The organism is Thiomicrorhabdus sp. ZW0627, from assembly GCF_029767005.1.
GTDB lineage: Bacteria > Pseudomonadota > Gammaproteobacteria > Thiomicrospirales > Thiomicrospiraceae > Thiomicrorhabdus.
Window position 1 is genome coordinate 306,592 of the sequence record NZ_JARUQR010000001.1, and the last position, 13,862, is coordinate 320,453.

The following is a 13,862-nucleotide window of genomic DNA, read 5'->3' on the forward strand; positions in this document are numbered from 1 at the left end:
TTAAAGGCCGTTTTATGAAAAAACCAATAGATTATGCCGTAAAACGGCATAAATATCGACTTAAATTTCCATCAAGCTTGCTTCTTTATCAGAAAGTGCAGAATCGATTTTAGCGACGATCTCATCGGTGATCTTTTGAATCTGGTCTTCCGCTTGGCGAGACTCATCTTCAGTAATTTCCTTGTCCTTCAATAGAGTTTTGATGTCATTGTTTGCATCACGACGGATGTTACGTACTGCTACACGAGCCTGCTCCGCTTCGTTGCGTGCCACTTTAATAAAATCGCGACGGCGCTCTTCGGTCAATGGCGGCATTGGAATACGGATCAAGTTACCAGAAGTTGAAGGGTTGATTCCCAAATCAGACATCATGATGGCTTTCTCTACCACTGAAACCATTGGCTGTTCCCAAGGCTGTACCGTCAGAGTACGCGCATCTTCAACATTAACATTGGCTACCTGGCCAATTGGGACTTCAGAACCGTAATAATCGACTGTGATTGAATCAAGAATGCTTGGATGAGCGCGCCCTGTACGGATCTTGGCGAAATTACTTTCCAAGTTCTCAAAAGATTTCTGCATTCTGCTTTTAGCGTCTTCACGAATTTCATTTATCATTTTTATTCTCCTGAGCTTACCAAGGTGCCTTCATCGTCACCCTGAACAATTCTGATAGCGGCGTGGTCTTTAAACATGTCAAACACACGAATCGGCATATCATGGTCACGACATAATACGAAAGCAGTCATATCCATTACCTGCAAATTCTTTTGAATCACTTCGTCGTAGGTCAATGATTGATAGCGCGTGGCAGATGGATCCTTAACCGGATCGGCAGTATAGATACCGTCAACCTTGGTAGCTTTCAACACAATGTCTGCGTCGATTTCAACACCGCGCAACGCTGCAGCGGTATCCGTTGTAAAGAACGGGCTACCGGTTCCAGCCGCAAAAACAACAACCTGGCCTGCAGCAAGCTGCTTCTTGACTTCATTGGCATTGAATCCACTTGAGATTCCCTCGATGGTCATGGCCGAATAAACAGTTGCAGACATACCTTCACTTTCGATCACATCACGCAAAGCCAAGCCGTTGATGACAGTGGCCATCATACCCATATGATCACCAGTGGTACGTTGAATACCTGCCCCTTGAATTTGGGCGCCTCGGAAGATATTACCGCCGCCGACTACGATACCAACTTCCACACCCAGATCACGGAGGGCTTTGACTTCACCGACCACTTGCTTCAATGTGTCGGCGTCCAAACCAAACTCCCCTTTTCCCATCAGTGCTTCACCACTAAATTTTAAAAGAATGCGTTTGTATTTTAATGCCATGTGTTTCTTCCTTGTGTGTTGATACCGTAAAACGTTTTGTAAGGGACATTTAAATGTTCAAATCATCACTTACAAAAAGTTTTAAATACAAAAAAGCCACAGCTGGCTTGCCGAAAAATTCGGCAAAACCAACTATGGCCTCAAGACAGAAGTGAAATTAACCAGTTACTGCTTTTGCAGCTGCAGCTACTTCATCAGCAAAGTTAGTTTCTTCGATCTCAATACCTTCACCAACTTCCAAACGAATGAAACGAGCAACAGAAGCATCGTTTTCCTTAAGAAGTTTTTCTACAGACTTGTCAGAATCCTTAACGAAAGGCTGACCCAGTAGAGTGATTTCTTGTAGGAACTTACGCATACGCCCTTCAATCATCTTCTCGATGATTTCCATTGGCTTACCGCTTTCCTGAGCCTGTTCGATCTGGAACTTACGCTCTTTCTCAACCATTTCCTGATCAACATCGTCAGCAGAAACGGCCGTTGGCTTCAATGCTGCAACGTGCATCGCAACGTCACGAGCCAAGTCGTCATTACCACCAGTCATGTCAACAACAACACCGATCTTCTCACCGTGCTGGTACTGACCGATTTGACCGTTAGTCTCAACCAACTCAAGACGACGAACAGACATGTTTTCACCAATCTTGGCGATCAATTCACGACGACGCTCATCGATCGTCATGCCACTAGCCATTTTCTCAGCCATCAGAGCTTCAATATCAGTGGTTTCTTTTGCTAAAGCGATCTGTGCAACTTCATCCGCAAAAGACTTGAACTCATCACCTTTGGCAACGAAGTCAGTTTCACAGTTTACTTCTGCGATAACCGCTTTTTTCTTATCATCAGAGATAGCAATCGCGATTACACCTTCCGCTGCAACACGACCAGCTTTCTTATCTGCACCAGCCATACCCTTCTTGCGAAGGAATTCGATTGCTGCATCCATATCACCGTCGGTTTCACCCAACGCTTTTTTACAATCCATCATACCTGCGCCAGTGATTTCACGCAGTTCTTTAACCATACTTGCTGTAATTGCCATTTTAAAATTCCTTACTTAAATCGAATTCGTTATCAATTAAAAAGGCCTGGTATGACCAGGCCTGTTCAAATTATTCAGCCGCTTGCTCGGCAGCTTCTACGAAATCATCGCCTTCAACAGCGGTCGTAATTGAGTTTTTACCTTCAATTACCGCGTCAGCAGCAGCAGACAAATAAAGTTTGATTGCACGGATTGCATCATCGTTACCAGGGATTACATAATCAATGTTACGAGGATCGTTGTTGGTATCAACAACACCAATAACCGGAATACCTAGGTTTCTAGCTTCCTGAATGGCAATTGACTCATTACCAGTATCAATAATGAAGATTGCGTCAGGCATAGCACGCATATCTTTGATACCACCCAAAGAAAGTTCTAGCTTTTCTTTCTGGCGAGTACGCTCAAGCGCTTCTCTCTTAGTGATCTTTTCAAAAGTACCGTCTTGCTCTTGAGTTTCAAGTTCTTTTAGACGCTTGATTGACTGCTTGATGGTTTTGAAGTTTGTCAACATACCACCCAACCAGCGGTGGTTAACGTATGGCATACCACAACGTTGCGCTTCTTCAGCAACGATGTCACGCGCAGCGCGCTTAGTACCAACAAACAAAACTTTACCTTTGTTTGCAGCGATGCCACCGATCATGTTTAGGGCATCGTTGAACAACGGAAGGGTTTTTTCCAAGTTAACGATATGAATCTTGTTGCGAGCACCGAAGATGTACTCACCCATCTTAGGGTTCCAATAACGTGTCTGGTGTCCGAAGTGAACACCCGCTTCTAGCATTTGGCGCATTGTAACTTTTGCCATGATATTTCTCCAAATTGGGGTTAAGCCTCCGTTTACCCATAAAGACGAACTCGAAGACCTTAATAAAGGTTTTCCAGCACCCCGTTTTATGTCTCGGTAAACGTGCGGATTTTCTGTTAAAATTCCTTTCATTCCGAAAGGCGCGGCATTTATACCATATTCCCGCAAACTTAACAATTTTTAATTTAAAAAATCCCGTGAAATTCAGCGATTTTCAAGGAAAAGTGATCAGGACATGACGATTAAAATCAAAACTGCAGACGAGCTTCAAAAATTAAGGGTGGCTGGCCGTTTGGCTGCCGAGGTGTTGGAAATGATCGAACCCCATATTGTCCCCGGCGTTTCAACGGGAGAGCTGAATGAGATCATGCATGATTATATGGTTAATCAGCAAGGCACGGTTCCGGCAACTTTGAACTACCACGGCTTTCCTGCTTCAAGTTGTATCTCGATCAACCATGTCGTCTGTCACGGAATTCCCGATCACAATAAGAAACTGAAAAAGGGTGACATCGTTAATGTCGACGTCACCGTCATCAAAGACGGTTATCATGGTGATACCAGCCGGATGTTTGAAGTCGGCGAAGTCAAGCCATTTGCACACCGTCTATGCCAGGTTGCCCATGAGTGCATGTGGCTTGGAATCGAACAGGTCAAACCGAATGCTACTTTATATGATGTCGCCTATGCCATTCAGCAGCATGCCGAAATAAATAATTTCTCCGTGGTCAGAGAATATTGCGGTCACGGAATCGGTGCCGACTTCCACGAAGAGCCACAAGTCCTTCACTATGCCGCACCAGATTTGAAAAACATCGTATTGAAGCCAGGAATGGTGTTTACGATCGAGCCGATGATCAATCTTGGAAAAGCGGACGTGAAGTTATTGGGTGATAACTGGACTGTCGTCACCAAGGATCGTAAACTTTCAGCTCAATGGGAGCACACATTGGCCGTCACCGAAGATGGTTATGAAATCTTCACTATGCGCAAAGACGAGGTTCCGGTATTGCCGTAAGCGGTGACCGGAACAGTAATCGCTTTTGTGAACAGCCAATCAATTATATGAGCGAACCAATGAACGCAGTACGCCCTTCCGTCCCAAGTTTTGTCAAGGCCTTAGAGAAAAGTGAAAAACCAATCGACGCCATCAAAGCCGGGCGGGAAACCCTAAAACAGTTTCTGGATTATCAATTCGATCAATTCGATGACGGTGCGGCGGTAGCCGAACTGGTCAAGGAACGTGCAACGTTTGTAGATCAGATATTGAAAAAGATCTGGCAACACTTCATTCCTGAACACATCAACGCCAGCTTATTGGCAGTGGGTGGTTACGGTCGTGGTGAGCTACATCCCTACTCCGATATCGATGTGCTGATCCTGACGCAGGATGCTGAAAGCCAACACGAACAGTTTTCGACATTCATCACATTCTTATGGGATCTCGGCTTTGATGTCGGCCACGCCTTACGTTCCGTAGACGAATGTATCGCCGCAGGTCTTGAAGATGTTGCCACCGCGACTAATCTATTGGAGTCTCGTTGGATTACGGGCGATTACAGTCTGTATGAACACCTTTCAACAATATGGAAGCGTGAAGACTTCTGGCCTAGCCAAGCCTTCTTTCAAGCGAAATTCGACGAACAGCAAGCCCGTCATCGCCGTTTTAACGACACGACCTATCAGCTTGAACCTAATGTTAAGGAGAGCCCGGGCGGACTCCGCGACATCCAGACGATTTACTGGGTTGCGAAACGCCATTTCAAAGCCTCATCCATCAACCAATTAGTACAAAACCAGTTCCTGACAATTGAAGAGTATCGAGAGCTTGAAGCGGCTTATAAATACCTCAACCGTGTTCGTTTCGCCTTGCACCGCATGAAGAAACGTCGCGAAGACCGTTTACTGTTCGACCATCAACAACACATAGCCGAGAGTTTCGGTTATAAAGATACAAACGAAAAAATGGCGGTCGAACAGTTCATGAACAGTTACTACCGTAACGTTCAGAATGTGGTCAAGGTCAACGAAATCCTATTGCAACACTTCCGTGAAGAGATCTTTATCTCAAGCAAGCCGGAAGTCAAACAAGTAAATGCACGTTTCAAGTTGGTCGACAAGTATCTGGATATCGAGTATCCAACGGTATTCAGCGACTTCCCTACTGCATTATTGGAAGTTTTCCTGATCCTACAGCACTACCCTGAGATTGAAGGAATCCGCTCTCATACAATCCGTTCGATACGCGACAACCTACACTTAATCGATGATAATTTCCGACGAGATCCGATTAATAAGGCGCTGTTCATCGAAATTTTCAGACAGCCCAAGGGAGTGAATGCGGCAATTCGTCGTATGCATACCTACGGAATTCTCAGTGCTTATTTACCGGTTTTCGCCAAAATCACCGGATTGATGCAATTTAATATTTTTCATGCCTATACGGTGGATGATCATACGATACTGGTAATTCGAAATCTGCGCCGCTTCTTTGTGGAAGAATATGCCTATGAATTCCCGACCGCACACCAGATAGCCAAATCGGTTTGCAAACCAGAAATTCTGTTTCTGGCAGGCCTGTTCCACGATATCGCCAAAGGGCGTGGAGGCGCACATGAAGTACTTGGGGCTGAAGACGCCAAAATTTTCGCCAAACAACACAACCTTTCACAGGAAGACAGTGACTTATTGAGCTGGCTGGTGCGCTATCATCTTGAGTTTTCCGGTATTGCACAGAAAAAAGATCTTAGCGACCCGGCCGTTATCCACCATTTTGCCGAAATAGTAGAAGATCAAAAGCGTCTGGACTACCTTTATCTACTGACGGTAGCGGACGTTTGCGCAACTTCGGACGAAGTTTGGAATGATTGGAAGAATGCCCTCTTCCTCGAATTGTATAACGAAACGACCAATGTTCTGGACGAAGCCTCCAGCACACCTAAAAACCGTGCTAAGAAAGCGTTGCAAGCCCAGGAAAAAGCAAAAGAAATTCTTGCGAAGCGCGAACTTAAGTCTTCGGATTACCAGCCATTCTGGGACAGCCTCAGCAAAACGGAATTCTTCAGTCGCCAAACGCCTGCGGATATCGCCAGAATCAGTAAGCTGCTTTACAATCGTGACTTGAAATCGACGCACATTTATCTACAGAACCAAGCTCAGCGTGGTGCAACCGAGGTGTTGATTTATATGCCGGACCGGGATTTCCTGTTCGCACACATCACCTATGCGCTCGACAAACTTAATTTGAACGTTATGGAAGCTCGAATCTATTCCACGACGCAGAATATGACCTTGGTGATTCTATATATTCTTGATAATGAGTTGCACAGCATCTCCGATAAACAAATGCATAAAGCGATTATCGAAAAGATTCAAAGCCAGTTAGCAGAGCCGGAAATTGACCCTGCCGAGATGCGTCCGATGCTAAATTCACGTCGAATCCGCTGTTTCGAAACCCCAACAGAAATCATCTTCCACAAGATCAACAAGCATCTGACGGAATTAACCATCAATACCAAAGACATTCCTGGATTACTGTCTCGCATCGGGTGCGCTATGAAAACCTGTAATATCCGTATACACGATGCCAAAATCAATACAGTCGGGGAAAAAGCGGAAGACGTTTTCTTTATTAGCGACACCAATAATCAGGCCATCACTGAACAGCACAAAAAAGATGAGTTAACTGAGGCTTTATTGAGCTTGATTGAAAAAGACGCCTAATCGATAAGTTAAGCAGCTTTTAATAAACCCGACAGGCCTGTCGGGTTTTCTTTTTAAGATAGTGATACTAATTTTGACCGCATTCAAACAACTCAAAAGCATTATCATCCAAGTCCTTGATAAACAAAGCCTTTCTTCCTGAACGACTACGGGTGTAATTCATGCCCATCTCATCGAGTTTTGCACAGCATGAGTCGATTGAGTCGACTCGCAACGCAAAATGGTAGTCCCTCCCACCATGCTCCGGGCGGATCGTATTTTGGTTTGGGTTATCAAGTTGCATTATGTGTAGGCTCTGTCCGGCATGCAAATCCAACCAGTACCCAGGAAATCCAAGGTCCGGGCGATCCAAACACGTCAACCCCAGTAATGACTGATAAAATGCCAGTGATGCCGCCGCGTCTTTCACGATGATACTCACATGATCCAAACCTAAAACTTTAGACATACAATCCCTTCTCTTGAATTACTAAGACCTGAGTCAACAATCGTAACGAATTCACGGTTTATTTAAAATGAACACGCTTATAAACCCAGATAAAAACAGAATTACCCATACTCAAGGGTAGGCAGAAAGTGTAATTGCTAATGCAAATGTGTCAAGAGAACAATAGAAAAAGAGAGGATTAGATCACCCAACCTTCAAGGCTGGGTAATAAAAGATTAGCAAGCCGACTGTTTGTCGACAGCACAACGATTAATCGTTGCTGTGAAGTGTTGTGTTCAAACCGCCCCACAAGGTGCCATCAGTAACGATTGCTTCGACAGCACCAGTCTGGCTATGGCGTCTGAATAGCAATTTAGATTGACCGGACAATTCACGTGCCGAAACAATCGAGCCATCCGGCATTTTCACTTTTGTACCGGCTGTTAAATACAGACCCGATTCAACGATACAGTCGTCACCTAGAGAGATACCCAAACCGGCATTGGCACCCAACAGGTTTCTTTGACCCATTGAAATAACCTGCTTACCGCCACCTGAAAGCGTACCCATAATTGAGGCACCGCCGCCGATATCGGTGTTCTCTCCAACAACGACACCCGCACTGATACGTCCTTCAACCATTGAGTTACCCAAGGTACCGGCATTGAAGTTTACGAATCCTTCATGCATGACCGTTGTACCAGGAGCCAAGTGTGCACCCAGTCTGATGCGGTCGGCATTACCGATACGCACACCCTCTGGAATCACGTAATCCGTCATGCGAGGGAACTTGTCGATGGAAGTCACATTAAGCTGGTGTACTTCACCGGCAATCGCTTCACGCAAGTTTTCAACCTCTGATGGCAAGACAGGACCGGCACTTGTCCAAGCAACATTCGTCAACAATCCAAACACACCGTCCAAATTGATTTCATGCGGCTTATAAGCACATTCTGACAAAAGGTGTAGGCGAAGGTATGCGTCTTCAGCGGATTTTGGCGCATCATCCACTGAATCGATTTCAACCGTAACAAAATCACTTTTAATCAAACCTACCTGTAAAGCCAAACAGTTACGGGCAATCTCTTTGTTGGAGCGTGGAAACCATACATCCAATGTTGCACCTGTTTTAGTATCGCTATAACGATGTCCGATTCGTTTAATTGTCATAATGCTACTCTCTTAAATAAACGTTACAAAAAATCAAATGGAAGTATACCTGCTCTAGGGCGTAACAGAAAAAAAATCACGTCCTAAATAGGAAAAAACGCGATTTAATGACTAAAAACCATCTAAATGATAAGGCTTTATTCCGTTTTATTAAGTTAAAGGTGGATCATTTAGACGTTTTTGGAATGTGGGCCGTCCATAAAGTTAAAAATGCTTTAGAATTATGTGCGGAAAATAAACGACGAAGTAGGATGAATATGATTTTATATGGTATCCCCAATTGTGACACGGTACGCAAAGCGAGAAAATTTCTTGAAGAGCGCCAGATCGATTACCGTTTTCACGACTTTAAAAAAGACGGACTGACACAGGAAACCATTCAGAAATGGTTACAGAATCTACCAATCGAAATCCTTGTCAACAAACGTAGTACCAGTTGGAAGCAACTCACAGAACAGCAAAAAGAAAACTTGATGAATCAGTCCGACTTGACTGTCTTGACCGAGATGCCAACTTTAATCAAACGACCGGTTCTTGAAACGGCGAATGTTCTTTTGGTCGGTTTCAAAGCAGATGAGTACCAAGCTTTAAAATGATACACGAGACTTAATTAATTTTTATTATGGTAATCGTATAAATTAATTTTCTTATCATATCTGTACCCAAAACCGTAAAATAGCCACCTAACGATAAAAAGAGTAAACCATGTCCGAAATCATCACCCTAGCCCAACAACTGATCCAAATCGATTCGGTGACACCGGATGACAAAGGCTGTCAAAACCTAATTGCTGAATATCTCAAACCGCTTGGCTTCGAGACAGAGCACATGCCGTTTGGTGAAGTTTCCAATTTGTGGGCTCGTAAAGGTGATAGCGGACCGTTTATCGTATTCGCAGGCCACACCGATGTCGTACCAACCGGACCGGAGTCCGCATGGACTCATCCACCCTTTTCAGCGCACATTGAGGGCGACCTGCTTTATGGTCGAGGTGCAGCAGACATGAAAAGCAGCATCGCCTGCTTTATGGTGGCCAGCAAACGTTTTATCGAAGAAAATCCGAATCACAAAGGATCGATTGGTTTTCTGATCACCAGTGACGAAGAAGGTCCGGCTGTCGATGGCACGGTTAAGGTCATCGAAACATTGGAAGCACGCAACGAAAAATTCGAATACTGTTTGGTGGGCGAGCCTTCAAGCTCCAACAAACTTGGCGATTCGATCAAGAACGGCCGCCGCGGCTCTCTGAGCGGAACGTTGACAATCAAAGGGATACAAGGACACATCGCCTACCCTGAACTTGCCGAAAACCCGATTCATACATTCGCTCCCGCGCTCGAACAGCTCGTTCATCTACAATGGGATCATGGAAATGAATACTTCCCACCCACCTCTTTCCAGGTCTCGAATATCAATGCCGGTACCGGTGCGACCAACATCATTCCCGGCAGTGTCGAAGTGCTTTTCAATTTCCGATTCTCGACTGAACATACGCCAGAAACCTTGAAAGAAGGCGTGCATGCCGTTTTGGACCACCACAACCTGGATTACACCCTGGACTGGAACCTATCAGGCCTGCCTTTCATCACACCTGCGAACGGTGAGTTAATTCAAGCCGTTAAAAAGGCTACTGAGCAAGTGGTTGGTTACACCCCTGAATTATCGACGGGTGGCGGGACTTCTGACGGCCGTTTCATTGCCACAACTGGTGCTCAAGTGATTGAGCTAGGGCCTCTAAATGCAACTATCCATAAAATCGATGAAAACGTCAGTGTTTCCGATTTGGAAAAGTTGACCGAAATCTATTACCAAACCCTTGTTCACCTTCTGAAATAGGTCCACTATTGCATGATGACAGAAACCGAATTGCCAACCACCGTCCAGTCTATACTGATTGGACTTCAGCTGATTGCTTTAGGCGTGTTTCTGTATTTTATATGGCCTTTGGTGAAATCAGAGCGCTGGAAAGAAAAGTTTGTAGAAAATAAGCAAGCCCTTTCAATTATCATTGTCTTTGTCTTTATCTTGATTTTCGTATTTGGCTTGGGCGCTTTTTTCGATGCTTTCTTCCCGGTAGAGCGCCTTGATACCCCCGCTTCATCCCGCTAAACACCCTTGCAGGAAAGTCACTTAGGCCATTCTGGTTTTTCCTTATCCCAAACTCTAGTATTTGATTTTTTTTGAGCGTAGAATTGAATTCACACTTACCGTTAATTCCGAGGACACGTTCATGTCAGACGCAGAGAAAATCGCCCATACTGTACTAGGTCAAGATGTGACAATTGAAGATTGTGAGGTCTTGGCGAATGCCGTTGAAACCCGTCAGCTGAAAAGTGGTGAAATCCTTTACGAGGAAGGCACCAAAGACGATACTTTATACATCCTGATTACCGGGAAATTAAATGTGGTCAAAATGCTTTCTTCAGGTAAATCGGTACATATCGATACACTTAAAGAAGGTGCCATGAGCGGTGAGTTGAGTTTTATCGACGGCGACAGTCACTCTCTGCATATCATTGCCAAAAGCGACAGTGAAGTACTGCTTCTTCACCGTGAAAAATTCGAATCGCTGGTAGAAACGCATCCACTAGTTACATTTCATGTCATGCGTTCTATTCTTCGCTACTCTCACAAGTTACAGCGAAAAATGAATGCCAAATACCTCGAAATGACTCGTTTAGTTCAAAATCAATATACGGCACAGTACTAAATCAAACGCAATAAAAACCCAACACAAAAACGGGGGACGCTATGTCCCCGTATTTATTGCATAAACTCTTTTCCTATTCACGACTTCCTTACGCTATTGAATATGAAAATACCATAAGCCGCCAACGCTACAACAATCATCAGCCAAACGCTATCTGAACTGACAAGATTGGACGCAAAAACGATCAGGATGGCAACCGGAGCAATCCATTTAAGATCAAATAAAAACCACATCATACCCTTCTCGTTAAGTTCGATTTCATTCCTGCGTTGCTTTGAACTCAAAACCCAGGCCACGAAGATCGAAATCAACAGACCTCCCATCGGCAGCATGATATTAGCCGTAATAAAATCAACACTGTTGAAAATATTACGGTCACCGAGAATTTTCAATCCCGACCATTCATTGAAAGAAAGCAGTGAACCGATTCCGAATAACCATATCAAAAAGCCCAGTATCCAGGCAGAACGAACCCGGTTGATACCCCAGTTCTGTTCAAACCAACTGACTACCGGTTCAAGAAGAGAAATCGCAGAACTAAGTGCCGCTACGACTACGAATGCGAAAAACAGGGTTCCGAAGAACCAACCACCAGTCATCTGGCCGAATGCAATCGGCAGTGTCTGGAACAATAATCCCGGACCGGCACCGGCTTCCATGCCATTTGAAAAAACGATTGAAAAAATAACCAAGCCGGCCATCAACGCGACCAAAGTATCTGCAGCAGCAATCCAGAGGCTCGCTTTAACGATTGAGTATTGTTGACTGACATAAGAGCCGTACACCATCATGACCCCAAGACCGATACTCAAAGTAAAGAACGCATGCCCCATTGCAATTAAAACGGCTTCCCAGCTTAGTTTTGAAAAGTCGGGGGAAAACAGGAATGCAAAACTCTGCCCGAACGCACCGGTCGTTGTTGCATAACCTAAAAGAATCAAAAGAATGAGCAACAAGCCCGGCATCATCCAACTAATGGCACGCTCCAAACCGCTTTTGACACCTTGAGACACAATTAGAACCGTCACCAATGAGATTAAACTGTGCCAGAATAATAATTCATAGGGATTCGCCAGCAGCGATTTAAAATGCGCATCGACTCCGGCAGAATCAATACCAATGAACGTACCTTGCAAGCTTTCAAAAAAATACGATGTCGCCCATCCGGCAATGACGGTGTAGAAAGAGAGAATCAAAGCACTTGCCAACACCCCGTTCAAGCCAAGCAGAAACCATAACCGGCTGGCATTATTTTCACGAGCCAAGTTTGCCATTGCTTGAACGGGATTCGCTTTCCCTGCTCTCCCTAATGCGATTTCTGACATCAAGACCGGTATACCGATTAATAAAATACAAGCCAAATACACCAATACAAAAGCACCACCGCCATTCTCACCAGTGATGTAAGGAAACTTCCAGATGTTTCCTAAACCGACGGCGGAACCAATCGCGGCCATGATGAAGACCGTTTGATTGGACCAACCTTCTGTAGAAAGTTTCAGTTGACTCATGTATCTTCCTTTATAATTGTATTTTTAACAGATTATAGCAAAGACCAAAATGCACATTCAGGCCAACTACTCACTTAAAAAACACAACACTTTTAAGATCGATGTAAAAGCCCAATACTACGTCGAAATCAATCGACAGAGTGACATTGCCGTATTGCGTTCCGACCTGACTTTGGCATCTTTGCCATGGCGTATTATCGGCGGTGGCAGCAATATGCTTTTCACCCACGATATCGAAGGTGTCGTAGTTCATTGCGGATTTAAAAAACTGAAAGTCGTAAAATCCGATGCCGATAACGTTTGGCTTTCAGTCGGTGCGGGCATGAGTTGGCATGAGCTGGTTACCTACACAGTTGAACATGGCCTATGGGGTCTTGAAAATCTCGCACTTATACCTGGTACCGTCGGTGCTGCGCCGGTTCAGAATATCGGTGCTTATGGTGCTGAGGCGCGCGATGCCATTACCCGTGTTCAGACATTGAACCTTTATACGGGACAGAGAACCGAATTCCGTAACGCCGAATGCAATTTTGGTTACCGAACCAGTATATTCAAGCAAGAGCTTACCGACAAGGTGCTCGTGCACCGAGTGACCTTCCGACTGAGAAAATTACATGCCGGAAACCCTAACCTAGTTTTCCAACCGCTTAGAGAAGAACTCGCCGACATTCCGAAATCGGATCTAACGCCTAAAATGATCTACGATGCCGTCATAAAAATACGTCAGTCACGCATTCCGGATCCGGAAATCTTTGGTAATGCCGGAAGCTTCTTCAAAAACCCGGTGGTCAGTCCGGAATACTTCGAGGAACTGATCTACGATTATTCTGATATGCCCCATCACAAGACCTTAGACGGGAATTATAAGATACCAGCCGCCTGGTTGATCGAGAAAGCGAATTGGAAAGGACAACGGCATGGGAAAGCACGCGTTTCATCCAAACATGCTTTGATATTGGAAAACCTGGGTGGCGCAGAAGGCCAGGATATTGTAGAACTCTCACAGATGGTTCAGGATGCCGTAGACCATAAGTTCGGTATCCATCTGGAGCCTGAGGTCATCATCATTTAAATAACTTTTCAAATTGAACAGGCCTGTTCAATTTCAATACACCATGTAACCCGGAC

Annotated in this window: 14 protein-coding genes; 7 read left to right on the forward strand and 7 right to left on the reverse strand. The window is 44.7% G+C overall.

The genetic code is table 11. The annotated features are described in order from the left end of the window. Positions 1 to 60 precede the first annotated feature (60 nt). The 4 genes from frr to rpsB all read right to left on the reverse strand — a co-directional run bounded on the left by frr (position 61) and on the right by rpsB (position 3,193). On the reverse strand, positions 61 to 618 hold the full coding sequence (gene frr / locus QCB45_RS01555) for a ribosome recycling factor (protein WP_279418779.1): 558 nt from the start codon (positions 616 to 618) through the stop codon (positions 61 to 63). Between the two features lie 2 nt (positions 619 to 620). Continuing rightward, positions 621 to 1,340, reverse strand: a complete 720-nt coding sequence (pyrH, locus tag QCB45_RS01560; RefSeq protein WP_279418780.1) for a UMP kinase — start codon at positions 1,338 to 1,340, stop codon at positions 621 to 623. Positions 1,341 to 1,497: 157 nt separating this feature from the next. Continuing rightward, positions 1,498 to 2,382: a translation elongation factor Ts gene (tsf, locus tag QCB45_RS01565; protein WP_279418781.1), complete on the reverse strand. Its 885-nt coding sequence runs from the start codon at positions 2,380 to 2,382 to the stop codon at positions 1,498 to 1,500. A gap of 70 nt (positions 2,383 to 2,452) precedes the next feature. After that, positions 2,453 to 3,193, reverse strand: coding sequence for a 30S ribosomal protein S2 (rpsB, locus tag QCB45_RS01570; RefSeq protein ID WP_279418782.1), 741 nt, complete (start codon positions 3,191 to 3,193; stop codon positions 2,453 to 2,455). Positions 3,194 to 3,428: 235 nt separating this feature from the next. On the opposite strand from rpsB, the gene map reads away from it, so the two are divergent. Then, on the forward strand, positions 3,429 to 4,211 hold the full coding sequence (map, locus tag QCB45_RS01575) for a type I methionyl aminopeptidase (RefSeq protein WP_279418783.1): 783 nt from the start codon (positions 3,429 to 3,431) through the stop codon (positions 4,209 to 4,211). Between the two features lie 59 nt (positions 4,212 to 4,270). Next, positions 4,271 to 6,916, forward strand: coding sequence for a [protein-PII] uridylyltransferase (glnD, locus tag QCB45_RS01580; protein ID WP_279418784.1), 2,646 nt, complete (start codon positions 4,271 to 4,273; stop codon positions 6,914 to 6,916). Between the two features lie 67 nt (positions 6,917 to 6,983). Here the strand turns inward: glnD and QCB45_RS01585 are convergent, their stop codons facing one another. Both QCB45_RS01585 and QCB45_RS01590 read right to left on the reverse strand, forming a co-directional pair. Then, the gene (locus QCB45_RS01585) at positions 6,984 to 7,364 is read right to left on the reverse strand and encodes a VOC family protein (RefSeq protein WP_279418785.1); all 381 of its coding nucleotides are present in this window, start codon (positions 7,362 to 7,364) and stop codon (positions 6,984 to 6,986) included. A 249-nt stretch (positions 7,365 to 7,613) separates the two neighbouring features. Beyond that, positions 7,614 to 8,513 (reverse strand): DapH/DapD/GlmU-related protein, encoded by a 900-nt coding sequence (locus QCB45_RS01590; RefSeq protein WP_279418786.1) that lies wholly within the window; start codon positions 8,511 to 8,513, stop codon positions 7,614 to 7,616. A 251-nt stretch (positions 8,514 to 8,764) separates the two neighbouring features. On the opposite strand from QCB45_RS01590, the gene QCB45_RS01595 reads away from it, so the two are divergent. From QCB45_RS01595 to QCB45_RS01610, 4 genes are all read left to right on the forward strand, one after another. After that, on the forward strand, positions 8,765 to 9,109 hold the full coding sequence (locus tag QCB45_RS01595; RefSeq protein WP_279418787.1) for an ArsC family reductase: 345 nt from the start codon (positions 8,765 to 8,767) through the stop codon (positions 9,107 to 9,109). Positions 9,110 to 9,218: 109 nt separating this feature from the next. After that, positions 9,219 to 10,349, forward strand: coding sequence for a succinyl-diaminopimelate desuccinylase (dapE, locus tag QCB45_RS01600; RefSeq protein ID WP_279418788.1), 1,131 nt, complete (start codon positions 9,219 to 9,221; stop codon positions 10,347 to 10,349). 12 nt (positions 10,350 to 10,361) lie between these two features. After that, positions 10,362 to 10,622 carry a hypothetical protein gene (locus QCB45_RS01605; protein WP_279418789.1) on the forward strand — a complete coding sequence of 87 codons (261 nt, stop codon included), beginning with the start codon at positions 10,362 to 10,364 and terminating at the stop codon, positions 10,620 to 10,622. Between the two features lie 121 nt (positions 10,623 to 10,743). Then, entirely contained in the window at positions 10,744 to 11,223 is a 480-nt protein-coding gene (locus tag QCB45_RS01610; RefSeq protein ID WP_279418790.1) for a cyclic nucleotide-binding domain-containing protein, read from the forward strand. A gap of 77 nt (positions 11,224 to 11,300) precedes the next feature. On the opposite strand, the gene QCB45_RS01615 is transcribed toward QCB45_RS01610, so the two are convergent. Then, entirely contained in the window at positions 11,301 to 12,734 is a 1,434-nt protein-coding gene (locus QCB45_RS01615) for a sodium-dependent transporter (protein ID WP_279418791.1), read from the reverse strand. A gap of 49 nt (positions 12,735 to 12,783) precedes the next feature. Between QCB45_RS01615 and murB the strand changes: the two genes are divergently transcribed. Further along, positions 12,784 to 13,806: a UDP-N-acetylmuramate dehydrogenase gene (gene murB / locus QCB45_RS01620; RefSeq protein WP_279418792.1), complete on the forward strand. Its 1,023-nt coding sequence runs from the start codon at positions 12,784 to 12,786 to the stop codon at positions 13,804 to 13,806. The last annotated feature ends 56 nt before the right edge of the window (positions 13,807 to 13,862 follow it).